This window comes from Paenibacillus sp. FSL R5-0519 (genome assembly GCF_037974275.1).
Taxonomy (GTDB): Bacteria; Bacillota; Bacilli; order Paenibacillales; family Paenibacillaceae; genus Paenibacillus.
The window spans coordinates 2,667,812-2,692,271 of record NZ_CP150234.1; the positions used below are offsets into that span (position 1 = coordinate 2,667,812).

24 protein-coding genes are annotated in these 24,460 nt (G+C 44.6%); 22 read left to right on the forward strand and 2 right to left on the reverse strand.

All coding sequences use genetic code 11. The annotated features are described in order from the left end of the window. Positions 1-80: 80 nt before the first annotated feature. Complete coding sequence (locus MKY73_RS12300) at positions 81-1,382, forward strand: aldehyde dehydrogenase (protein WP_339307750.1); 1,302 nt, start codon at positions 81-83, stop codon at positions 1,380-1,382. 108 nt (positions 1,383-1,490) lie between these two features. Here the strand turns inward: MKY73_RS12300 and lexA are convergent, their stop codons facing one another. Beyond that, positions 1,491-2,117 carry a transcriptional repressor LexA gene (gene lexA, locus MKY73_RS12305; RefSeq protein ID WP_017688034.1) on the reverse strand — a complete coding sequence of 209 codons (627 nt, stop codon included), beginning with the start codon at positions 2,115-2,117 and terminating at the stop codon, positions 1,491-1,493. A 296-nt stretch (positions 2,118-2,413) separates the two neighbouring features. On the opposite strand from lexA, the gene MKY73_RS12310 reads away from it, so the two are divergent. The 8 genes from MKY73_RS12310 (at position 2,414) to MKY73_RS12345 (ending at position 9,470) form a co-directional block, all read left to right on the forward strand. Then, positions 2,414-2,791 carry a LysM peptidoglycan-binding domain-containing protein gene (locus MKY73_RS12310; RefSeq protein WP_339234545.1) on the forward strand — a complete coding sequence of 126 codons (378 nt, stop codon included), beginning with the start codon at positions 2,414-2,416 and terminating at the stop codon, positions 2,789-2,791. 94 nt (positions 2,792-2,885) lie between these two features. After that, positions 2,886-3,095, forward strand: coding sequence for a DUF896 domain-containing protein (locus MKY73_RS12315; RefSeq protein ID WP_017688036.1), 210 nt, complete (start codon positions 2,886-2,888; stop codon positions 3,093-3,095). 125 nt (positions 3,096-3,220) lie between these two features. Further along, positions 3,221-3,730, forward strand: a complete 510-nt coding sequence (locus MKY73_RS12320) for a hypothetical protein (protein WP_339234540.1) — start codon at positions 3,221-3,223, stop codon at positions 3,728-3,730. Between the two features lie 28 nt (positions 3,731-3,758). Beyond that, positions 3,759-4,550, forward strand: coding sequence for an HAD family hydrolase (locus MKY73_RS12325; RefSeq protein WP_339307751.1), 792 nt, complete (start codon positions 3,759-3,761; stop codon positions 4,548-4,550). Positions 4,551-5,113: 563 nt separating this feature from the next. Then, complete coding sequence (locus MKY73_RS12330; protein WP_091029317.1) at positions 5,114-6,076, forward strand: ABC transporter permease subunit; 963 nt, start codon at positions 5,114-5,116, stop codon at positions 6,074-6,076. A 12-nt stretch (positions 6,077-6,088) separates the two neighbouring features. Continuing rightward, the gene (locus MKY73_RS12335) at positions 6,089-6,961 is read left to right on the forward strand and encodes a carbohydrate ABC transporter permease (RefSeq protein WP_339307753.1); all 873 of its coding nucleotides are present in this window, start codon (positions 6,089-6,091) and stop codon (positions 6,959-6,961) included. Between the two features lie 97 nt (positions 6,962-7,058). Further along, complete coding sequence (locus MKY73_RS12340; protein WP_339307754.1) at positions 7,059-8,693, forward strand: extracellular solute-binding protein; 1,635 nt, start codon at positions 7,059-7,061, stop codon at positions 8,691-8,693. 102 nt (positions 8,694-8,795) lie between these two features. Continuing rightward, on the forward strand, positions 8,796-9,470 hold the full coding sequence (locus tag MKY73_RS12345; protein WP_339234531.1) for a GntR family transcriptional regulator: 675 nt from the start codon (positions 8,796-8,798) through the stop codon (positions 9,468-9,470). Between the two features lie 96 nt (positions 9,471-9,566). Here MKY73_RS12345 and MKY73_RS12350 read toward each other — a convergent pair whose 3' ends face one another. After that, entirely contained in the window at positions 9,567-10,112 is a 546-nt protein-coding gene (locus MKY73_RS12350) for a cupin domain-containing protein (RefSeq protein WP_047843398.1), read from the reverse strand. 180 nt (positions 10,113-10,292) lie between these two features. Here MKY73_RS12350 and metH point away from each other — a divergent pair, with 180 nt between their 5' ends. The 13 genes from metH (at position 10,293) to MKY73_RS12415 (ending at position 24,460) form a co-directional block, all read left to right on the forward strand. Continuing rightward, the gene (gene metH, locus MKY73_RS12355; protein ID WP_339307756.1) at positions 10,293-13,733 is read left to right on the forward strand and encodes a methionine synthase; all 3,441 of its coding nucleotides are present in this window, start codon (positions 10,293-10,295) and stop codon (positions 13,731-13,733) included. Between the two features lie 76 nt (positions 13,734-13,809). Further along, a complete protein-coding gene (rnz, locus tag MKY73_RS12360; RefSeq protein ID WP_339307757.1) occupies positions 13,810-14,748 on the forward strand; it encodes a ribonuclease Z in 939 nt (312 codons plus the stop codon). Positions 14,749-15,103: 355 nt separating this feature from the next. Further along, positions 15,104-15,913 (forward strand): TIGR01457 family HAD-type hydrolase, encoded by an 810-nt coding sequence (locus tag MKY73_RS12365; protein WP_339307759.1) that lies wholly within the window; start codon positions 15,104-15,106, stop codon positions 15,911-15,913. A gap of 6 nt (positions 15,914-15,919) precedes the next feature. Then, positions 15,920-16,741: a DNA-formamidopyrimidine glycosylase family protein gene (locus tag MKY73_RS12370; RefSeq protein WP_339307760.1), complete on the forward strand. Its 822-nt coding sequence runs from the start codon at positions 15,920-15,922 to the stop codon at positions 16,739-16,741. Next, a complete protein-coding gene (locus MKY73_RS12375) occupies positions 16,731-17,579 on the forward strand; it encodes a deoxyribonuclease IV (RefSeq protein ID WP_339308566.1) in 849 nt (282 codons plus the stop codon). Before MKY73_RS12370 ends, MKY73_RS12375 begins: the two co-directional genes overlap by 11 nt. A 19-nt stretch (positions 17,580-17,598) precedes the next feature. After that, on the forward strand, positions 17,599-17,940 hold the full coding sequence (locus MKY73_RS12380) for a cyclic-phosphate processing receiver domain-containing protein (protein ID WP_339307761.1): 342 nt from the start codon (positions 17,599-17,601) through the stop codon (positions 17,938-17,940). Continuing rightward, complete coding sequence (locus MKY73_RS12385) at positions 17,937-18,254, forward strand: thioredoxin family protein (RefSeq protein WP_062834898.1); 318 nt, start codon at positions 17,937-17,939, stop codon at positions 18,252-18,254. The genes MKY73_RS12380 and MKY73_RS12385 overlap by 4 nt, the downstream gene beginning before the upstream one ends. A gap of 2 nt (positions 18,255-18,256) precedes the next feature. After that, positions 18,257-19,030: an ATP-binding cassette domain-containing protein gene (locus tag MKY73_RS12390; protein ID WP_339308568.1), complete on the forward strand. Its 774-nt coding sequence runs from the start codon at positions 18,257-18,259 to the stop codon at positions 19,028-19,030. A 6-nt stretch (positions 19,031-19,036) separates the two neighbouring features. Beyond that, entirely contained in the window at positions 19,037-20,086 is a 1,050-nt protein-coding gene (locus tag MKY73_RS12395) for an SAM-dependent methyltransferase (RefSeq protein ID WP_339307762.1), read from the forward strand. 227 nt (positions 20,087-20,313) lie between these two features. Continuing rightward, positions 20,314-21,792, forward strand: coding sequence for a serine/threonine protein kinase (locus MKY73_RS12400; protein ID WP_339307763.1), 1,479 nt, complete (start codon positions 20,314-20,316; stop codon positions 21,790-21,792). 26 nt (positions 21,793-21,818) lie between these two features. Next, complete coding sequence (locus tag MKY73_RS12405) at positions 21,819-22,841, forward strand: SAF domain-containing protein (protein ID WP_339307764.1); 1,023 nt, start codon at positions 21,819-21,821, stop codon at positions 22,839-22,841. 78 nt (positions 22,842-22,919) lie between these two features. Further along, the gene (locus tag MKY73_RS12410) at positions 22,920-23,633 is read left to right on the forward strand and encodes a hypothetical protein (RefSeq protein WP_339307765.1); all 714 of its coding nucleotides are present in this window, start codon (positions 22,920-22,922) and stop codon (positions 23,631-23,633) included. Further along, positions 23,630-24,460 (forward strand): hypothetical protein, encoded by an 831-nt coding sequence (locus MKY73_RS12415; RefSeq protein ID WP_339307766.1) that lies wholly within the window; start codon positions 23,630-23,632, stop codon positions 24,458-24,460. The genes MKY73_RS12410 and MKY73_RS12415 overlap by 4 nt, the downstream gene beginning before the upstream one ends.

Consider the following 24,460-nt stretch of genomic DNA (forward strand, 5'->3'; position numbering starts at 1 on the left):
TGAAAGTTTCATATAGAAGAGGTATACTTTAAATAAATTTTGAGCAATTTAATTTTAAATGATTAATTGGAGATGTTGATATGGATCAGGCAAAACCATTGGTGACAGAACAACGTACATTTTTTTATACAGGACAAACTAAAAATATCGAGTATCGGATTAATGCACTTCAGCAGCTTAGAAAAGGAATTGAAAAGTATCAGCAACGGATACAAGATGCACTTCGGGCGGATCTGAACAAATCTGAGGCGGAAGCATACGGTTCCGAGATTCGCATTGTTCTGGGTGAATTGGATTTTGCATTAGAACATCTGGAGGAATGGGCTGCGCCAAAACAAGTCCCAACCAATTCGGCTATGCCGGATGGGGTGAGCACCATTTACCCTGAACCATATGGAGTGGCTCTTATTATTGCACCTTGGAATTACCCTTTCCAACTGGCCTTTGGTCCACTGATTGGAGCAATTGCAGCCGGTAACTGTGCAGTTATCAAGCCTTCTGAATTAACACCAGCCGTATCTCGTCTGACATATGATCTGGTTCAGGAGATCTTCCCCCAGGAGTATATTGCCGTTATGGAAGGGGAAGTTGAAGCCAGCACCGCATTGTTGAAAGAGAAGTTTGATTATATTTTCTTCACAGGTAGTACGGGTGTTGGTCGTATTGTGATGAAGGCAGCTGCGGAGCATCTGACTCCTGTAACTCTAGAGTTGGGTGGTAAAAGTCCTGCTATTGTCCATCGTGATGCAGATTTGAAGCTGGTGGCCCAGCGTATTGTTCGGGGTAAGTTCCTGAATGCAGGGCAAACTTGCGTTGCTCCGGATTACTTGCTTGTGCATGAACAAGCTCATGATGAATTGATTGATCTGATTGGCGCAGAGATCAAAGATAAATTTGGAGATGATGTGTTACAAAATGCTGATTTCCCGCATATTGTCAACGCGCGTAACTTTGATCGGTTGTCGAAATTCCTCACAGATGGCCAAACGCTGATAGGTGGACGTTCTGTGCGGGAGCAGTTGCTGATTGAGCCGACGGTACTTGGAGAGGTGAACTGGGAATCATCTGTTATGCAAGAAGAAATCTTCGGTCCGATTCTTCCAGTGTTTACGTACAGTGACTTGACCCCCATGCTGGATGAGATTGTCCGCCGGCCAAAACCATTGGCGCTTTATCTCTTCACACAGGATGAGCAACTGCAGGATCAGATTCTGAATCAAGTATCCTTCGGTGGGGGATGTATTAATGACACACTTTCTCATATGACATCACATTATCTCCCGTTTGGTGGTGTAGGAGAGAGTGGTATGGGCTCATATCACGGGCAACAGAGCTTTGATGTGTTCTCGCATCACAAGAGTGTTCTGAAACGCAGTGAATAATTAGCCGATAAAACAATATAAACATAAAAAGAGGTTGTCCTGTTCATCAGGGCAACCTCTTTTGGTATTTCAGTGTATTGCATCTAGTTATGTTACTCAGGTTAGATATTAATGAATATCTCGGAAAAGGCCAATGACTTTACCCAGAATACTAACGTGTTTCAAACGTAAAGGTTCGAAGGTCGCATTCTCCGGTTGAAGGCGAATATGATCTTTCTCTTTATAGAACGTTTTCACTGTAGCTTCATCGTCTTCAGTCATTGCCACTACGATATCACCGTTATCAGCAGTTTGCTGTTGACGGACAATAACGTAATCTCCGTTAACGATTCCTGCTTCCACCATACTATCTCCGACTACCGAAAGCATAAACACTTTCTGTTCACCTACATAATGTGTAGGAAGAGGGAAGTAGTCTTCAATGTTCTCGGTTGCAGTAATTGGAACCCCGGCTGTAACCTTACCAACGACAGGAATACGTGCAACGCTATGAGCAAATTGATGAGAATGCTCAGATTCTTCCTGGCTCAAAAGCTCAATGGCTCTTGGCTTGGTAGGGTCGCGTCGGATCAAACCTTTTTTCTCCAGGCGATCCAAATGTCCATGTACTGTTGAGCTGGAAGCCAGTCCAACAGCTTCACCAATTTCCCGTACGGAAGGAGGATACCCCTTCAACCGGACTTCATTTCGTATAAATTCCAGAATTGCCTGCTGCCTGCTGGATATCTTCGACATACCGTATCAACCCCATTTTAGTAACGTTTGGGAAAATTATAACATAGAACCTCCGTTCGTACAAACATAAGTTCTAAATAAAATGGCATATAATCAGTGTTTTTTAACTTATAGAACCGAATTTGTCCAAAAGTCAGAGCAAAATACTGCAAATGCTTCGCAGAAGGGTTTGAATTAAGATATTGCTCCTTCAAAAAATAAGCGAACAATTGTTCTAAAAATCTATTGAACAAAACAAGTGTTCGTGTTATATTGATTTTAACAGATAGGAACAAACGTTTGGAGGCGGGTATTTAATGAGATATTCAACTTATCAAAGTATTTATGAACCGATGAATTCGGAACTGGTTAAGTCTAACATAGGGAACTACAAGAAGGTTTTAGCGCGTTTCAAGATTTCTTCATGGATATTAAAGGTAGCCATCACTTCTTTGATTATATTTATTGGTTGCAGCACTGTATTAACGGTATTTGCTGGCAATGAGAATGATGTTCTCCCTGGAGGAAAGATAGCCGTTTCACAAGGGGAAACATTATGGAGTATTTCTTTGGAACATAAACCGACTAACATGGATACACGTATATATATAGAAGCAATTAAGAAAGTGAATCAACTTCAAGCGACTTCCATCCAAGTGGGACAAGTACTAACTCTACCTCAATTCGCAGAATAAAAGCACATCAATGAGAGTTAACGCGTGTCAGCTTGACAAGCAGCCTTTATCATGGCAAAGTTAGTATGACTTTGTATTTTTGGAGGGGACAAGCTTGGATATAGATAGTCTGGTAGCACGTATTAACGAATTGGCTCGTAAGCAAAAGTCCACTGGATTGTCGGAGGAAGAACTTGCTGAACGTGCCGAGCTAAGAGAGATTTATTTGAGTAATATTCGCAGCAATTTCAGACAACAACTGGATACCATTGAGATTGTTGATGATGAGAATGACAAAGGCCACCAAGGCAAACTCAAACACTAACGAAACCTAATGATATCATTATGATATTTAGGTTTCTTCCTGTTATTCTGAGTATGCAATTTATAGGGGGAAATGTTGGTTTACAGTTATGTAAGCCGATACAAAGACACATAAGGGGGATTCTCATGTCGCGTTCGTTCGAGAGAACGGTTAAGAAAAATTCCAAGCAGTTAAATCAGCAACGCAAAAAAAGTGGTCAGCCTATCACAGGTACACCAGGTGAAGAAGTCTTTAAGGGACGTAGCCTTTTGTTCCCTATATTTTTGATCGGTCTCGCCTTTTTGTATCTGTTTATGAGCACGTTCCTTGTGCAAGCTCCGATGACAACCTGGGACTGGGTGACGATGCTGCTTTACGTATTTTTGGCAGTCATCTTCATGCTTCGTCGTCCATACATCAAGATCAGCAGTAATCGGATTATAACGACAAAGGGTAATCGTGAACGTTCAATCGGGGTTGAAGATATTGTCAAATTCAGAATTGAACCAGGCACAGTTGTTATCGAACATAAAAGTCGCGGGAAAAGATGGGTGTTCACCAAGTTATTGAACCGTTACGATACAGATGCGATTGCAGAACGTTTGCTGAAGTTTGCAAAAGCACACCAGATCACCGTGGAAACGATCGATAAGTAATTATTGCATAAAGGGGTAGATGATCGGAATGGCGTTAAAAGCGATTTTGTTCGACCTGGATGATACTTTATTGTGGGATGAGCGCAGTGTTCGAGAAGCATTTCATGAGACTTGTCTAATTGCAGCACAAGAGACTGGGGTCAAACCGGAGGAACTTGAAGAAGCTGTTCGTAACGAGGCACGTGCACTGTATGAATCTTATGAGACCTTTGCTTTTACCAAAATGATTGGAATCAATCCGTTTGAAGGCCTTTGGGCCAACTTTACTGGTGGGGATCAAGCTGAGTTCCGTCAGTTGGAACAACTTGCTCCAGTTTACCGTAAAGAATCCTGGCGTCGTGGCTTGTTGAAGTTGGGTATAGATCGGGAAGATCTTGCTGAACAACTGGCCGCGCAGTTTGGAGTAGAACGTAGATCCAGACCTCATGTGTACGAAGAAACGATGGATACTTTGCGTCAATTACAAGGGAAATACAAACTGTTGCTGTTAACGAACGGTTGTCCTGCTTTGCAACAAGAGAAGTTGGATGGTGTACCTGAATTGACTCCTTTCTTTGATGAGATTGTTATCTCGGGTAACTTTGGAAAAGGAAAACCAGATCCGTCCATATTCGAGCATGCTTTGAGTAAACTGGGTGTTAAACCCGAAGAGAGCATGATGGTTGGGGACAAGTTGACGACGGATATTCGTGGTGCTCTATCAGCAGGCATCCAAGCCGTATGGATTAACCGTGAGCATAAGACCAACAATGAAACGTATGCGCCTGACCATGAAATTACGCATTTATCCGAATTAGATCAACTTATTGCTAAGTTCTGAGCAAATCAGCCATAACATCTTTCCTCAGCACTCTGAAACATTGGAAGCTTCAATGAACGATGATATCGTTCTTGAAGTTACCAATGTTTTTTTATTTTGAGTATATTAACTAAATTGCCTTGTTAAATGATATTTCCATTTATTTTACTAAAAGTTATTGAAATTAAGGGGAAGCTGGATTAAAATATAACTAACATACTAGTATGATTAGTATTTAGATTGTCCTAAGCAATTTCTTTTGACTCAATTCAAATGAATTCATTTGAATGGAAGCGAGGGTTGTTGCTAATTATTTCTTATTTTTTGTAAGCGCTTTATACACATCGAAGACCTTCTCTAGATTTGGAGATCACACCAATTATTAAGTGCTAATGCATGATGTGAAGCACCTTGAATTGAGTGATTTTACATAAAACATCAAAATGATATCGCTTACATTGGACTGTACTCTATTTCGTGGTGGGGGTGAAATTGAAGGATTGGTTGTTTTCTACCAAAGAAGCGATGGGAATTGCTCATGAAATAGTCTATATCTATCAAGTCCTGGATTGGAGTGAAAACACATGGAGTCGGAAACCGCTAAAACAACGTTAACCATGACATCTTTACGTAAAGAAAGCAGATTACGAACGGCAGCAACCTTGTTCCGCAAAGACTGGCAGTTGTATTCACTATTAATCCTTCCCATCATCTATCTCCTTATTTTTAAATATGGGCCGATGATTGGTAATGTAATTGCATTCAGACGCTTTGTTCCCGGAGGAAGTATATTTGGAGAAACGTGGGTTGGGTTAAGATACTTCAAAATGTTCATTGAGGACCCAACCTTCTGGAGAGTATTTGGTAACACGCTGATGTTGGGCGGACTCGCGTTGCTCTTTACATTCCCGGTTCCAATCATTTTTGCCTTGATGCTTAACGAAGTGAAGAGTAAACGATTCAAAAAGTTTGTTCAAACCGCATCTTATCTGCCTCATTTTCTGTCCATCGTTATCGTGGCGGGTATGATCCTGCAGCTGACAGCAGTGAATGGTTCCATTAATGGATTGGTGGCTTTCTTCACCGGAGACAATATTCCTTTTATGCAGCGGGCGGAGTGGTTCCGAACAATCTATATCACTTCTGAGGTATGGCAGGGTATGGGTTGGGGAGCGATTCTGTATCTGGCTGCACTGACAACCATAGATGATTCTCTGTATGAAGCTGCACGTATCGATGGTGCCAACCGGTGGAAGCAAACGATTCATGTAACGATACCAGGGATCTTGCCGACGATTGTGACATTATTGATTCTAAACATGGGTAATTTCCTTGCTGTTGGATTCGAAAAAATCTTACTCTTGTACAATCCGCTAATCTACGAGACATCTGATGTGATCTCCACTTACCTGTATCGGGTCGGACTGGAATCCAGTAACTTCAGTTATGCTACCGCAATTGGCTTGTTCGAATCGCTGATCGGTCTGATTCTGGTGTTCTCCGTTAATGCCATCTCACGCAGACTGACACAAAGAAGCTTATGGTAAAGGAGGAGCATCATGCAGGAATCCAGATCTTACAAGGTATTTAAAGTATTCAATGTTATCTTTCTGCTGTTCGTGGTATTTATAACGCTCTATCCATTCTTAAATGTCGTGGCACAATCCTTCAGTAGTGAGTCCTATATTAATTCGGGCAAGGTTAGTCTGTTCCCAAGAGGATTCAATGTGGAGACGTATAAGACCATCTCGCGTGACAGCATGTTCTGGACGAATTATAAAAATACGATTATCTACACTGTGGTAGGTACGCTAATCTCCATGTTCATGACGACTATTTTCGCATATGCCCTGTCCAAAAAGAGATTAATGGGTCGCAAGTTTCTGACCATGTTCGCAGTATTCACCATGTTCTTCAGTGGTGGGTTGATTCCAAACTATGTGTTGATTAATTCCCTTGGATTCAACAACACCATGTGGGCACTTGTTGTTCCTGGCGCAATTAGCATATACAACATGCTGATCATGAAATCATTTTTTGAAAATATGCCTGAAGAACTGGAGGAAGCTGCCTCCATTGACGGTTTGAACACTTACGGAATCTTGTTACGCATTATTTTGCCACTAAGTAAAGCAGTTATGGCAACCATGGTGCTATTCTACGCAGTAGGTCATTGGAATTCCTGGTTCCCAGCCTTTCTGTATTTGGACAAAAAAGAACTGTTCCCGGTCACCATTTATTTGCGCAATATGATTGCAGGAGCGACAAGCGGGGCGTCTGCGGGTGCAACCTCTGCAGATAACCTGACACAGATTGCTTCCAATATTAAATCAGTAACGATGGTATTAACCATCTTGCCGATACTAACCATCTATCCATTTGTCCAAAGATACTTTGTAACCGGTATCATGTTAGGGTCTGTCAAACAGTAAAAAGCAGCAGCTAGAGTAATTCACATGATTAATTTTTAGATGTTGTTTAAAGTTTAAGACAAAGTCAACCTAAACCAAACTCAGGGGGATAACCTAAATGAATCAAAAGCCACGTAAGTTTGTTGGTAAAATGGTGTTGGCAACAATGATGACCTTCGTTCTGGCAGCATGTAGCAGCGGTACTGGAGCTGGAGGTGACGTCACGGAAGTTCAAACCAAGGCAGCGATGGAGACGTACAATGTAGGAGATACATTCAAGGCGACTGAGCCATTTAATCTCTCCATACTATATAGTGATCAACCCACCTATCCATATAAAAAAGACTGGTTACTTTTTGATAAAATTACCGAATTGACGGGTGTTACGCTTGAGCCAACGATTGTACCCATGAGCGATTACTCTCAGAAGAGATCCCTGTTGATTAGTTCCGGTGATGCACCACTGGTTATTCCTAAAACGTATCCGGGTGAAGAGTCTGCATTTGTGTCCTCAGGTGCAATCTTGCCAATTAGCGATTATATTGATCTGATGCCAAACTTCAAGGATAAAGTGGAAAAATGGGGTTTGGAAGATGAACTAGAAGGACTTCGACAGGAAGATGGAAAGTACTATGTACTTCCGGGTCTGCATGAAGAAGTATGGCCAGATTACACACTACTTGTAAGAACGGATGTTTTTGAAGAAAATAATATCGCGATTCCTACTACGTGGGACGAATTGTATGATGCAGCCAAAAAGCTGAAAGAGATCTACCCTGATTCCATTCCATTTTCGGATCGATTCCAATTTAATAGTACATTGAACATTGCTGCTACCGGTTTTGGTACCAAGGCTGGATGGGGTTTTGGTAACGGATTGACGTATAAGGAAGATCAGGATGAATTTGTGTACACGGCTACAACACCAGAATACAAAGAACTGCTGACGTACTTTAACAAGTTGGTATCCGAAGGATTGCTGGACAAAGAAAGTTTTACACAGGATGATGATCAGGCGGTACAGAAATTTGTATCCGGCAAATCATTTATGATTAATGGTAACTCCCAAACAGTGGTATTGCATCGAAATGATATGAACAAAACGCTGGGAGAGGGCAAATTCTCAGTGGCGAAGATTACGGTTCCTGGTGGACCAAAAGGGCAATTAATGTCAGGCTCCAGACTTGAAAACGGTGTCATGATATCCGGAAAAATTCAAAAAAGCGAAAACTTCAAAGCCATTATACAATTTATCGATTGGTTATATTACAGTGATGAGGGTCAAGAGTTTGCCAAATGGGGTGTTGAAGGCGAAACATTTACCAAAGAGGGCGGAACACGCAAATTGGCAGAAGACGTAAACTACAATGGCTTGAACCCTAAAGGAACGAAGGATCTGCGTATTGACTTTGGTTTCTCTGGTGGTGTCTTTGCGTACGGTGGTACCACAGATCTGCTGCAATCGATGTTTAGTGAAGAAGAGTTGAAATTCCAGCAAGACATGAAAGATACCAAGGAAGTGATTCCGGCAGAACCGCCGATTCCTTACTCTTCAGAGGACCGTGAACGGGTAACGCTTCTGAGTACACCACTGAAAGACTATTCTGACCAGAATACACTTAAATTTATTTTGGGCGAACGAAACTTGTCTGAATACGACACTTTTGTTAAAGAACTTGACAGTCAGGGGCTATCCAATTATCTGAAGCTGGCAAATGACACGTACAAAGCCTACAAAGAAAATAAGCAATAACATAGTTGATGTTGGCCAAATTACCGTTTCACACCGATATTTAAGTGGAACGGTAATTTGTGCTAATATGAATGAATACGGCTGAGAGAAAGAGGTCAAGGCATGTCAATTAATCAAAAAATCAGAGGCTCGACCCGGGCATATTCATATAATTTGTTAAAGGAACGAATTCTGCATCTGGAACTTAAGCCGGGTACCAAGATTTCAGAGAAAGAGATTGCAGATGAATTGCAAGTGAGCAGAACCCCCGTGCGAGAAGCATTCATGAAGCTTGCAGAAGAAGAACTGCTGGACATTATTCCCCAGAGTGGAACGATCGTCTCTCATATTAATCTGGAGCATGTGGAAGAAGGCAGGTTTACGAGGGAAAAGATGGAGAAGGAAATCGTGACTTTGGCATGTGTTTCTTTTCCTGAAGAATTCCGATTTCGACTTGAAACCAACATTGCGATGCAGGAAGTTTGTATAGGAAAAAACAATTTCTATCGTCTTTTTGAGCTGGATGAAGAGTTTCATCAGATTTTGTTCCAGGGCACGGGTAAGCTAAGAACATGGAAAATGTTGCAACAACTGAATATTCCGTTTAATCGGTTGCGTTTGTTACGTCTAGCGGAGGACTCCAACCTGGAGGTCATTATCTCCCAACACAAAGATATATATCGGCTTATCACAGAGCGTAAAACAGAACAGGCTGTTCAGGTAATGGAAGCTCATCTCAGACTGGTTGTGATTGAACAGGAATCGATAAAAGCGAAATACCCGCATTATTTTATATAATGCACGGATGTTGTATAATACTCTCCATATCCGTATGCGAAAACCCCTGTTCAATTGAACAGGGGTTTTGGTTAAGCAAGTCATAACACGAGAGTGTTAGGCTTGTTTGATAAATGTAGGATCAGGGTATGGATCTGCAATCCAGCCATCTTTTTCGATGAACAGACGTACAGCGATAATTTGTTTGTTCTCCATTAAGGTGAAGAAGTGCGGTGTATTCTCAGGTACGGAGATGACGTCTCCAGGAGACAGTTCTACATTAAAATAACCTACATCATCTGTGGCTTTGATAACAAAGATTCCTTTACCAGCGACAATCGCACGGATCTCATCTTCAGCGTGGGTGTGGATCTCTTCGAACTTGGCCAGCTTTTCTTCGATATCTGGTGTTTGCTCGGACAGTGTGATCACATCCCAGATTTGGTACCCGCGACGTGCAGCCAAATCTCTGATCTCATAGTCGTAAGTTTCTAAAACCTCGGTTTTCTGTTCATCCGTTAATCCAAAGTTATTTTGCAGATCAGTGTTCAGTTTGGATGCGTCCCACTTCTCATATAATACTTCGTATTTGTTCAAGAAATTTCGAACATTTTCGTCACCAGTGATGCGTTCGTTCGTATTTCGGATAACAATTTCAGCCATGTTCTTTCCCTCTTTTCCACTTGGTTTAATTGAATTATATCGGATTGCTCTGTTTTTGTCGATTCTCAAATTCCGTTCATAATTCGTGTAAACCCGCCATCTTTCGCGAGAAAACCCGATCTTTCACATTAAGTTAGTTTCTGTTAAACTAAGATTTAACGTTTTGCGGGGGTGAAGATATTGGATAAGATTAGTCTACACGATGCATTAAAACAACGAATATTAATCCTCGACGGTGCGATGGGGACCATGATTCAACAAGTTGATCTGACTGGCGAAGATTTTGGCGGCGAAGATCTGGATGGATGTAATGAAATGTTAGTGCTTACTCGTCCAGAGCTGATCCAGCGCATTCATGAAGAATATCTGGAGGCTGGCGCCGATTTAATTGAAACCAATACATTTGGTGCGACATCGGTCGTGCTTGCTGAATACGATATTCAGGATCGGGCACGCGAAATCAACCTGGAAGCAGCCAGAATTGCGAAAGCTGCGGTTGATCGTTTCTCTACACCGGATTCTCCACGTTATGTGGTAGGTGCGATGGGACCAACAACCAAAACACTGTCTGTAACCGGGGGAGTAACGTTCCAGGAACTTATCGACAGTTATTTGGAGCAAGCGCTTGCTTTAATAGAGGGAGGCGTTGATGCGCTACTGCTTGAAACCTCACAGGATACCCTCAATGTAAAAGCAGGCAGCATCGGAATTCAGCAGGCCTTCGAACAGAGCGGTGTTACACTGCCGCTGATGATCTCAGGAACAATCGAACCGATGGGAACGACCCTTGCGGGCCAGAACATCGAATCCTTTTATATATCCTTAGAACACCTTAACCCAATTTCGGTAGGACTAAACTGCGCTACGGGTCCGGAGTTCATGCGTGATCATATTCGTTCGCTTTCTGGAATGGCATCGGTTGCCGTTAGTTGTTACCCGAACGCGGGTCTTCCGGATGAGAACGGTAACTACCATGAGTCACCAGACTCGCTTGCTCAGAAAATTGGTGCTTTTGCCGAACAGGGCTGGTTGAATATTGCTGGTGGATGTTGCGGGACAACCCCTGCACATATTCGGGCTATGCGTGATACGCTTGCCCAGTACCCCCCCAGAGAAATGAACGGAACACATCCACCGGCATTGTCTGGTATAGAACCAATCTATATCGAACAGGATAATCGTCCCTACATGGTCGGTGAACGTACGAATGTGCTGGGATCACGGAAATTCAAACGACTCATTGTCGAAGGCAAATATGAAGAAGCTTCGGAAATTGCTCGTGCTCAAGTGAAAAATGGAGCGCACATTGTCGATGTGTGTGTTCAAGATCCAGACCGTGAAGAGTCAGAAGACATGGTGAAGTTCCTTGAACTTGTTGTGAAAAAAGTAAAGGTTCCTCTCATGATCGATACGACAGATGCTTCAGTCATTGATTTGGCACTTCAGTACTCGCAAGGTAAAGCGATAATTAACTCCATTAACCTTGAGGATGGCGAAGAGAAATTTGAGCTGATCACGCCGTTACTTCATAAATATGGTGGTGCGGTTGTTGTCGGAACGATTGATGAGCGGGGTCAGGCGATTAGTCGGGAAGACAAGCTCGACGTAGCCAAGCGTTCATATGATCTGCTGGTGAACAAATATGGACTCAAACCAGAAGACCTTATTTTCGATACATTGGTGTTCCCGGTAGGTACGGGAGATGAACAGTACATCGGTTCAGCCAAAGAAACCATTGAAGGTATAAGAGTGATCAAAGAAGCGATGCCTGAATGTCATACGATACTTGGGATCAGTAACATTTCATTCGGACTGCCTGAGGCAGGCCGTGAAGTGCTGAACTCTGTATTTTTGTATGAATGTACCAAAGCAGGTCTCGATTATGCCATCGTGAACACAGAGAAACTGGAGCGTTATGCATCCATTCCTGAAGAAGAACGCAGGCTCTCGGAAGAGCTTTTATATAACACGAATGATGATACACTGGCGGCATTCGTAGCGGCATTCCGTAACAAAAAGGTGGAGAAGAAGGAAAAAATCTCGAACCTTTCATTAGAAGAGCGTCTCGCTTCATATGTTGTCGAAGGAAGCAAAGAAGGATTACTGCCAGATCTCGAACAGGCACTTGCCAAATACACAGCACTTCAAGTGATTAATGGTCCACTTATGCGGGGGATGGAGGAAGTAGGTCGTCTCTTTAACAACAATGAGTTGATTGTAGCCGAGGTGTTGCAGAGTGCGGAGGTTATGAAGGCTTCTGTAGCATATCTGGAGCAATTCATGGAGAAGAACGAGACTTCGGTTAAAGGAAAGATCATTCTGGCCACGGTTAAGGGTGATGTGCATGACATCGGGAAGAACCTGGTAGAGATCATCCTGTCCAATAACGGTTACCAGATCATTAATTTGGGTATAAAAGTACCACCAGAACGTATTATTGAGGCTTACCGAGAAGAGAAAGTCGATGCAATCGGTCTCTCGGGGTTATTGGTAAAATCAGCCCAGCAGATGATTCTTACCGCTCAGGATTTGCGAACAGCAGGGATTGATGTACCTATTATGGTTGGCGGAGCGGCGCTAACTCGTAAATTCACCAAAAACCGTATCCGACCTGAGTATGATGGAATGGTTGTATATGCCAAAGACGCGATGGATGGTCTGGATCTGGCGAACAAATTGATGAATCCCGTTGCACGTGAAGCCATGCAATTGGAGATGGATGCGGAGAAAGAAGCGGATGCTTCAGGTGCTGTAGCTGTTCAGGCCCTTCCAGAGCTTACACGAGTGGAGCGTTCGGATATTGCTGTAGATCATCCGGTTCTTGTACCGCCGGATCTGGAGCGACATACGATGCGCAACTATCCGCTATCACATATTCTGCCATACGTGAACATGCAGATGCTGCTTGGACACCATTTAGGGTTGCGCGGTTCAGTTGAACAACTGCTTGCTTCAGGTGACAAAAAGGCTACCGACCTGAAAGCAGTGGTGGATGATATCATGCAAGAGGCTGTTCGTGACGGGATTATTCAGGCACATGCCATGTATCGTTTCTTCCCGGCGCAGTCCAGTGGTAACAGCATCATTATCTATGATCCAAAGGACACGAGCAATATTTTGCATACATTTACGTTCCCACGTCAAAAAGTCGAGCCGTTCCTGTGCCTGTCCGACTTCCTGAAACCTGTTGAATCCGGTCAAATGGATTACGTTGGCTTTATGGTTGTTACTGCCGGACACGGTGTGCGTGAACTATCCACGGCGTGGAAAGATCAAGGGGATTATCTTCGCTCGCATGCTCTTCAATCCGTAGCGCTCGAAGTAGCAGAGGGATTAGCTGAGCGTGTGCATCATATGATGAGAGATATCTGGGGATTCCCAGATTCTGCGCAGATGACGATGAAACAACGACACGGTGCACGTTATCAGGGGATCAGGGTATCCTTTGGATATCCGGCTTGTCCGGATTTGGAAGACCAAGGACCGCTGTTCAAGTTGTTACAGCCTGAGGATATCGGTGTGGAATTGACGGAAGGTTTCATGATGGAACCTGAAGCATCCGTATCAGCGATGGTATTCAGCCATCCGCAAGCCAAGTATTTTAACGTAGAAAAGGCATAAATCAGTTGAGTGTCAGGCAAAGCCCTCCGCATTGTCGGAGGTTTTTTGCTGGCAACAGAAAGAGGTGCGATCCAGAATGGAACTATATTTCCTGGGAACTAATGCTGGTGTACCTACGCTTCAACGGAATGTAACTTCCATTGGGCTACGCATGTTGGATGAGCGCAGAGCTTTGTGGTTGTTTGACTGCGGGGAAGGAACGCAGCATCAGATTTTAAGTTCTCCGCTTAAACTAAGCAAATTGGAGAAAATATTCATTACTCACCTGCATGGTGATCATGTATTTGGACTTCCAGGACTGCTTTCGAGCAGAGCCTATCAAGGTGGCACTACACCATTAACGGTATATGGTCCGCCAGGTACGGAACGAATGATCAGTACAACCATGGAGCTTAGCCAATCACGGGTCAACTACGATTTGAATATCGTGGAACATACGGGCGGCGTCCTGTTCGAGGATGACAGTTTTATCGTCGAAGCCGCTTTGCTTGAGCATCGGATTGATAGCTACGGATACCGAATCACGGAAAAAGATCGTCCAGGAAGCCTTGACCCGGCCAAACTGGCGGGATACGGTTTGAAACCAGGCCCATTGTTCGGCCGGCTGAAACGTGGAGAAACCATTACGCTGGATAACGGTGATTCGCTTCGTCCAGAAGATGTATTGGGCGCGCCAAAACGCGGCATGGTAATCACCATATTGGGTGATACACGTCCATGTGACAATGTACAGCCTCTATCCGTAAATGCAGATGTGCTTATTCATGAAGCTACATTTATGCATGATCTGGCCGATACAGCGCATGAGTACTATCATAGTACTTCAAAACAAGCGGCGGAAGCGGCTAGAGCAGCCAATGTAGGCCAATTGATCATGACTCACTTTAGCTCACGTTATAAGGATGAGGATCAACTGCAGCCACTTTTGGAAGAAGCACAGTCCGTATTTCCGAATACCAGACTTGCAAACGAACACCAGCTTATTCCTGTTGTGCATCGCAAGCAAGAATTTTAACCATGATTGCGATCCATTGCACGGCTAAACACGTCATATAATGAACCGGGTAATTGCACGGGACTGAGGGAGAGGAACTCCCGCGGTCCCTTTTGCAATCTGGTCAGAAAGCGTGTAGGATGGGCAATATGAAGAGGGAAATGATTCAAATTATTTTCCGGGAAAGCGCAGGAAATGACAAGCTTGTACAGAAGACGCGCGAGTTAAACCGTCGGTGTTCGATTTGGTTCGACTTGTTGCGTGCACATGTCAGCAAGCCATTATTTTTGCCTGAATACATAGGTTCGCGGTCAAGTTCAAGGTAAATGATTAAGGACATGAAACGTTAATGGAATAAAGAAAGGAAGTGCTATGTGTGATTAAGGCCTATCTGATTGACTTGGATGGTACGCTCTATCATGGCAGACATCGTATCGAAGGAGCCGATCAGCTTATTCGAACACTGCAAGAGCTAGGCAAGCCGTATTTATTCGTAACCAATAATTCTTCTCGTACACCACAAGGTGTGGCAGATCACCTGAACGGGATGGGCATACCTGCCGATGCGTCTCAAGTGTGTACTTCTGCTGTGGCTGCTGCTGAATATGTTGCCGAAGAGTCCCCGGGTACAAAAGTGGCATGTATTGGTGAAGCAGGACTTCTGCAAGCGATAGAAGAAGCAGGACTACATTTGACAGAAGATGTACCTGATTACGTGATACAGGGGATTGATCGTGAATTTTCCTATTCTAAACTGACCAAGGCGCTAAGGTGGATTAATGCGGGATCAAAATTCATCATGACCAACCCGGATTTGCAGCTTCCTTCCGATGATGGACTGACGCCTGGTGCGGGAACGATTGGAGCAGCAATTGAAGCCGCAACCGGAGTTCGTCCTACAGTCATAGGCAAGCCATCCAGTGTTATAATGAAGTCAGCCATTAGCCGGCTGAACCTGGCATCTCATGAAGTGGCAGTGATCGGAGACAATATGCGAACCGATATTGCAGCTGGAGTTGCAGCAGGATGTGAGACGCTGCTGGTACTTACCGGTGTGACAACACGGGAAAACATGGATGGACACATTCAAGCAGCCAAGGCTCGACCTGATCATGTGTTTGAAGATTTGCATAAATTGATGGAGTGGCTGTCGCAAGAGACAGACCAAACTTCCAAAAAGGGGTAATGTACGATGCCGGAACTGCCGGAAATGGAAAATTACCGGACCTTGCTGTCCGAGAAAATACTTGATCTACTGATTACAGGTGTTGTAATTAACCGCGATAAAACGATAAATACGGAGCCTGATCTGTTCATTAATGAACTAACAGGCAATCGGATCATATTTGTTGAGCGCCGAGCGAAACATCTGATTTTCCACTTGGCTAATGGCAAACGTCTGGTGCTGCACCTCATGTTGGGCGGTATGATTTTCTGGGGCACGGAAGAGGAACGCCCGGATCGTTCCACACAGGTGGAAATCCAGTTTGGCGATCACATTTTATTCTTTATTGGACTGCGCTTGGGGTATTTACATTTGCTTACTTCAAAAGAAACCGAAGCGGCTATGTCCGATCTAGGACCGGAACCTTTGGATCGACGGATGAACGTGGAACGTTTTGCTTCCCTGTTGAAAGGTCGTCGGGGTACGCTTAAGACAACGTTGGTGAACCAGCATATCATTGCAGGGATTGGCAACTGTTATTCGGATGAGATTGCGTTTGCTGCAGGTCTGAGACCAAGCTCCAAAACGCAGAACATCGCAACTTCACCTGAACTGACGGAGCGTTTGTTCCATTCGATGCAGTCCGTGTTGCGCGAAGCAGCTTCTGAAGGTGGATATATGGAAATGCCACTGATGCAAGGGGATACGAAGACAGGAAGCTTTGACGAGCAATGTCGGGTGTACGATCGGGAAGGCGAGACTTGTCCGCGCTGCGGGGGAACGATTGAACGAGTGGAAATTACGGGCAAGAAGGCATTCTTCTGTCCGAAATGCCAGCATGAAGCCTAACAACGGAATCGGGGCACATGTCAGCACGAAAGGTGGATTTCTACAGGCAGCCAAGAGAGCACATGCGATGGGAGCAACGGCGTTTCAGTATTTTCCGAAGAACCCACGTAGTCTTGGTCTGAAAAGTCTGGATCTCAAGGATGCTGAGCAGTGCAGGGATTGGTGTGAACAGCATGGACTGGCTTCGATTGCCCATTCACCCTATCCTACGAATCCGGCGTTGGGCATGACCCGTGGAGAGGCGGGATTTCATGCTACAATAGCTTCCATTCGCAATGATCTTGAAATTTCGAATGCTTGCGGTTCCGTTGGGACGGTGGTCCATTTTGGACATATCAAAACAAATGATCCGCTGGAGGGTTATCAGAACCTCATTCATTGTCTGGATACCGCCTTGGAGAATTGGAATGGTCATTCGAAGGTGCTGCTTGAGAATCAGGCAGGTGATCATGGCCCCATGGGCACGACAATGGAAGAAATGATACAGATTCGCAAATTGTCTCGATATCCAGAGCATATTGCATTTTGTTTTGACACATGCCATGCTTTTGCTTCTGGTATGTGGTCGTCAGGCAACGAATCAGAGATGCTTGATCAAGGCAGGGTGCTTGGATACTGGGATGATGTTGCTGCTGTACATTTTAATGATTCCAAATATGCGTCTGGTTCGTGTAAGGATAGACATGCAAGGATCGGACAGGGATATATCGGAAATGAATCACTGAAAACATTGATCAATGCGCCTGAGTTCCAAAAGGCGGTTGTTGTGCTCGAGACAGAAACGGGCGAAGATGGAACGCACCGTGATGATATAGCGCTCATGCGTTCCTGGTTATAATGGGGAGAGGAGCGATTGTATGCATGTTTTTTTGGATGACTATCGGGCATGTCCAAAAGGATTTGTTCTGGCAACGAATGCCGATGAGTGCCTGATGCTGCTAAGAGAAGGTGACGTGGACATTTTGTCTCTGGATTATGAACTTGGTCCGGATTCGCCAAATGGCGGTGAGGTTGCGGCATCCATTGTACGAGAAGGTTTATTTCCGCGTGAAATCTATTTGCATACGTCCAGTATGTTTGGTAAACGCCAGATGTACGAGATGTTATATAGCAATAAACCCGATACGGTAACCATTCATAACGGTCCTATGACGGGTGAGGTTATGCTGCGTGTTGCTGCGGGAGAAGAAAGTTCATGAAGCCAATCACATCCAAAATGTTAATGCGCGGCGTATGGGAAGGCATGCCACAGGCTGTGTTTATATACACCCCTTTATGTGGGACATGTGCGGCTGCACGGCGTATGTTAGAGGTTGTTGAGCACATGCTGCCAGAAGGTATTTTATCCGAAATGAACATCCATGACATTCCTGAACTTGTACAACAATTTCAAATTTCAAGCGTACCAGCCGTGATGCTGTTTGACGGCCAGCAAGATGTTCCAAAAATGGTTTATCGGATGAGCTCTGTGGAGCATTTACTCTCGGAGATTCGGAAGGCGGTGCTGAAATGAGTATAATCTCAATGGAACATGTCTCACTCAGACGAGAAGAGAATCAGATTTTGGACAACGTGCATCTACGCATTGAACAAGGCGAGCATTGGGTTATTCTCGGCCGGAATGGTTCTGGTAAAACAACGTTACTGGAAATGATGAACGGATATATGTTTCCAAGCCAGGGACGTATTGAAGTACTCGGTAATCTGTATGGACAATGTGACGTTAGGGAAGTGCGTAAGGAAATTGGTTATATCAGCCAAACGTTGATTGAGAAACTCACACCCAGAGATCCGGTATGGGAGGTCGTTGCTACTGGGGCTTATGCTTTTTTACGTTTTTATCAGACCATTCCTGATGAAGTAAAAGCAAAGGCAGTGGGTTTACTAGATGACATGGGCTTTGCCAACCTCGCCAACAACCCGCTTGGAACGTTATCCCAAGGGGAGCGCAAAAAAGTCATGCTTGCTCGTTCATTAATGGCTGAGCCAAAACTGCTGATTATGGACGAGCCTTGTGCCGGGCTGGACTTATATGAACGTGAGAAAATGCTGGCTGAGATTGATCGTTTGTGCCAGCGTAACATTACTGTTGTGTATGTAACACATCATGTTGAAGAGATCGTACCATTATTTACGCATGTGGCTTTAATCCGCGATGGACGTATTGCGGCGGCTGGCCCCAAGCAGGAAGTTTTGACACAAGATACAATTAAGCATACGTACGATGTCCCGGTCGATATCCAGTGGGATAACGGTCGTCCATGGATACACGTACGTTCTGGAGGGTAACACAAGTTGAGTACACAATCGTCATGGGAAGAAGGCAACTTCTCCCGTTTTATATGCACAGCCAATCATGGCTTTGCCCCTTATGCACAGGAAGAATTACGCCGTACGTTTGGTGCGGTCAAGAGCACGGTACTCGTACCCGGAGAAATTTTGCTCGCCGGTCTGCCGGTAGCGGAGGAAGAAGTGGCAGGTAAATTGTTGGAAGATTATCCAACGTTTTTACGTCATATCCAGCCTGTTCAGTTTCAGGAGAATACAGAAGATTCGGAGCAGTCTATCGAGAAATTGATTGCATTTGTATTGAATCATAAGGAACTGATGGGTGCTTCTGTTGTATTACAGGTACGGAAGACAGAAGGGTCCTTTTGGCAAGAAAATGCAGCCTCATTGAAGCAATTGCTGACTGAAAAGCTGGATGAGCTGGGATGTGAATGGGTTGTACGTGATGCTGAATATGTCATTTCCGTATTTGCTGCGAATGATATGTTGTATGCTGGCGTATCCAGACCTGAACAGAACCTGTCAGACTGGAGCGGGGGAGCGGTACGTTTTCAAAAAGAAGATGGACAGATCTCACGTGCCAAGTTCAAATTGCTTGAAGCTGAGCAAACGTTTGGCATTGACTTTACTTCATTTCATAAAGCACTTGATATCGGTGCAGCACCAGGCGGATGGACCTCGTTTCTGCTTGAGCGCGGGCTTGAAGTAACGGCAGTAGATCCGGCGAAGATGGATGCAACGCTGCTGGCATCGCCCAAACTGACATTTTTGAAAAAAAATGCAGGGGATGTGCGCTTCCGTGAAGGGGAATTCGATCTGCTCGTATGTGATATGAGTTGGAGTCCGAAGCTGATGAGCCGACTTGTATCAGACCTTCTATATAGTCTTCAACCTGGGGGAACAGCGATTGTTACCGTGAAGTTATTGCATAAAAAACCGCTCGCACTCATTAAGGATGTTATCGATACGTTTGAGCGTTCGCGAATGCAGATTCAACGTTCCAAGCAGTTGTTCCATAACCGGGAAGAGATTACACTCTATATGGTCAAATATTAAGAGATCTAGCCTTGATTAAAGCAGCTAAATCTATTATGAAATTGATTTGATTAAGCGCATTTAATTTTGTTCTTTACAATCTATTCCGGCCTGTACTATAATGATACCAATATTAACCATAACAAACCTAAGGGAAAGCATCCCGAAGCGAACGAAACCGGATATCCGGTCTGTTCTTCTTCGGTGAAGTTTTCCCTTTTTTGTTGTGTATTGAAGGAGGAATTGGTATGAGACATCCGGCCAGGCTGGAACGCGGAAGCCTGCTGGGAGGTAGATATCGTATCGTATCCATTCTGGGAACAGGCGGAATGAGCCATGTATACGAGGCGGAGGATCTGAAGCTGCCGGGCAAGATATGGGCAATTAAAGAAAGCGTAACGGCTATGCCGTATGAAGGCAGCATGGAGACAGAGGCCGCTCTCCTGACATCACTCCGCCATCCAAGATTACCGCAAATTGTTGATTTTTTTGTCCCGGATGAAGATGGGTACACCTACTTGGTGATGGAATACATCGAAGGTTTAACGCTCAGTGAGTATTTCAAGCAGTGCCGCGGGAAAATTCCGATGGAGCAGTTAACGGAGCTGGTGCTTCAATTGCTGGATGTGTTGAGTTATCTGCACAGTCTGAATCCACCTGTGATCTATAGGGATCTGAAACCATCCAATATCATGATCACCCCGGAACATGAAGTAAGATTAATCGATTTTGGCATCGCCAGAAGTTACAAGCCGCAAAGTGCAGAAGATACCGTCAAGTTGGGAACAGCTGGTTTCGCCGCTCCAGAACAATATGGCTCGGGTCAGACCGATGCCCGTTCGGATCTATATGGACTCGGAGCATTGCTGCTATATCTTATGACTGGTGGGGCGTATACGGAATGGATTCAAGGTGTAGAAAGCTCTATTCGGAGTGATGTTCCACGGACATACATCCCTGTGGCGAGAAGACTGTTAAGGTATAATGCCGAGGAGCGATTCCAATCTGCGGATGAGGTGAGGAAGGAACTGCTCCGCATACCTGGTGGAATAACGCCTGGTGGAGATGCGACCATGACCCTGAATGGCGGAACAAGAGTTATTGCTTTAACTGGTGCTTCATCTGGTGTAGGGGTTACCCACACCGCTATAGCTATCAGTCATTATCTCGAAAGGCAAAACTTTAAAGTCGCTGTGATTGAAATGTCACCTCGCTCTCAATCCTTTGCAAGAATCCAACAAATCGCTCAAGCCGGTAAACCGGTGCCGGCAGGCAGACAATTTGCAGTGGATGGTGTGCATTATTGGAAACAATCCGGGCGAGCGGATATTTTGTCTTTGCTTGGGGGGAGCTATCAATTCATCGTGATGGACCTCGGTAGTGGTCAGGACCAGAACCGGCTGGAAGAATTTCTGCGTGCAGATCTGCCGATTGTTATAGGCTCAGGTGCCGAATGGAGACAGGCGGAAATTGGCGCTTTTGTTCGATCACATCATCGGTATCCACGAGAGAAATGGATATATTGTCTGCCCCTCGCAGCAACTGAAGCTGTTCAGCGCATTCGTAAAACGCTGGATACATCGAGTGTATATGGTCTGCCGTTACATATTGATCCTTTTGACAAGGACGCACAGATGGATAAAGTGTTTTCTCATATTTTAACGCATATGATGGCACAGCAACCCAAGAAACGTTCGTTCTTTTCAAGAAGGAAAGTTCATGATTAGACGAGATTACGAAAGGAGAGCCTCTTTTGTCTAAATTAAGAAAACAAAGCCGTAAACTGATCTATGCCGGGCTTATCGGAGCAGGCGCTGTAGGGTTGGTGTTCGGAGGATATGTTATTTATAATGTCAAAACGATGGGTGATGTCAGGTCAGCTGTAGAAGCCCGTTATTTATCGGCATATGAGGAAAAGGAAGCTGAATTAAAGCAACAATGGGATTCGGGAGCACAAGGATGGGTCACGGTTCGGGATATTGAAGCAGGTGAACCGATATTACCGGAGGATCTGAAGCTCATTGCTGTTCCAGATGCACAAGCTCCACGAAATCTCTGGTCCAGTACCAAGCAGATGGAAGGCCAAGTGGCCAAAATAGAGTTGAAAAAAGGAACAGCCATTACGACCGAGATGGTGTATGAGGATACACCGGCTCCGCCTGATTTAAGAAATCGAGAGCTGCAAGTTGTATTATTGCCATCCTCACTCGTTAAGGGAGATATTATTGATGTTCGTATTCAGTTCCCGACAGGGCAGGATTATGTTCTCTTATCGAAGAAAAAAGTGGAACGACTCAATGCAGCTACCTTATGGATTACGATGACGGAGGAAGAGATTCTGTCACTCTCCAGTGCAATTGTAGATGCCTATTTACATAAAGCTTCAATCTATGCCTTAACCTATGTAGAACCACAGTTTCAGACACCTGCAATCGCGACATATCCTGCCAATTCAGAAGTATTAAAACTGCTGGAGAGTGATCCGAATATTGTTCGACGAGCGGAACAGGAGTTATCCAGACAGGTGCGAAGTTCGCTTGAAAGTTCACTGGCCGCTTCGGTGACAGCACCATCGAAAGGAGTGGAACAGGATGTGGCACAATCCTCAGTTACCTATAACAGTCGTCTATCAGCAAATAATCCGGCACCATCGGATGGAGTCATGTGGAATGATGGTTCAGGTAACGGAGCAGGGGCTAATGCAGGAGACGTAGATCATTCTGCGGATGCTTCACAATCAGATGAACAGCAGAGTCTGTTAACGGGCGCAGAATAGAGCCAATACGAGTATGTATTTTAATAGGATTCCGATAACAAGGCGATTTAGGGATAATAGAAGGGAGTTACAACATCTATGCATACATGGATCTTTGCGGGTTTGTGTGAGAAGAATGATCTGATGTTATATCTTTGCAAGATATTGGCTTCAACAGGCAACAAGGTGTTGCTTGTAGATGGAACCTTACAGCAGAAGTATGGGTACGGTGTAGGTGACAGTCAGCAGTCTTTGCGAATTACGGAATTTGAAGGATTTGATATCGCTTGTCATTTTGTCACTTCAGCAGCTGTAGAGAATCATCTTGAAGTAAATGGAGAGCGATTGGACAGTTACGACTATGTGTTATATGACATGGAGACCTCGCATTTTGCTTCACGTAATCTCTGGCTAAGTGCTGATGTAAGAGTCTGGGTGAGTGATTATGAGCGTTATAATCTGGAACGTGGCAAGGGTTGGTTGAAGCGATTGCTTGAAGAACAGTCATTGCCTGGTGAGCTGTCATTTCAGCGGCTCTTAATTAACGGGGTTGATTGCAAACTTGAAGCTCGTTATCTGTGGGCATATCTGGAGGGCAGTCCATTTGTGTGGACAGGAGAATCCTTAGTGCTTCCGTGGGATGAGTTAACAGCGGCGGTTAAGCTTGAGAATGAGCATCATCGCCGAGTTCATCTGGGTCCTTTACCACGAAATTACAAAAAATCGTTGTGCCGCGTGGTCGAGCAGTTAACAGGTTGGGAAAGTGTTCGCAGTCGCCGTGCGATGAAAGAAGCAGAGAGGATGAGAGCATGAGCACCATTACCTTTTGGAGCCCTTTTGCAGGAACAGGTTGCACTTCAAGCACATTAATTAGTGCTTATGCGATGGCACTTCACTACAGAACAAGAGTTTTACTTGTTAATGCAGGCCTTGCCGGAACTGGCACAGAAGCTGCTCTACCATCCAAAGATACAGATTCAGCGGATTATATGTTCTCCTTTGAAGAGGGGGGCTGGGATGCGATTGAACGGCTGCATTCGAGCGGAAGTCTAAATAAGCACAATCTCAGGGATTATACCAAGCCACTTTTGAAGGAAAGACTTGATTTCCTAACCGGAAGAATTGATGAGATGCAACGTTCCCCGCAGGAACAGGGTGAGACTGTGACAAAGCTGTTGAACGTAGCCAACGAGTATTATGATCTGGTTCTTCTGGATGCGGATCATGCTGGTGTCGATTCACAGCTCAAGCTGCAACACGCGGACTATGTTGTCATTAATCTTGATCAAAATATGCGAAATCTGGAGTTGTTCTTTGAAGAGATCCTGCCAGAACGACTGAACAAACAGAATATACATGTTCTAATTAACAAATACGATTCTCACTCCCGTGCAACGCTTTCCAATATTCGGCGCCAATTCAGATACAAAGGTACGATATCTGCGATCCCGTACACAACTGGTTACCTGGATGCAATGAATCGGCGAGATGTCGCCAGGTACTTGCAGTTGGAAAGTTTGTCTGAGAATAAGGATATTCGTAAAGGGAGCTTTGCTGCAAGCATGAGCGAACTCGCTCGCCTGATTATGGACGGTGCAGGTATGCGCACAGTTCTGAAGAGGCTGGAAAGGGGAGCCTGA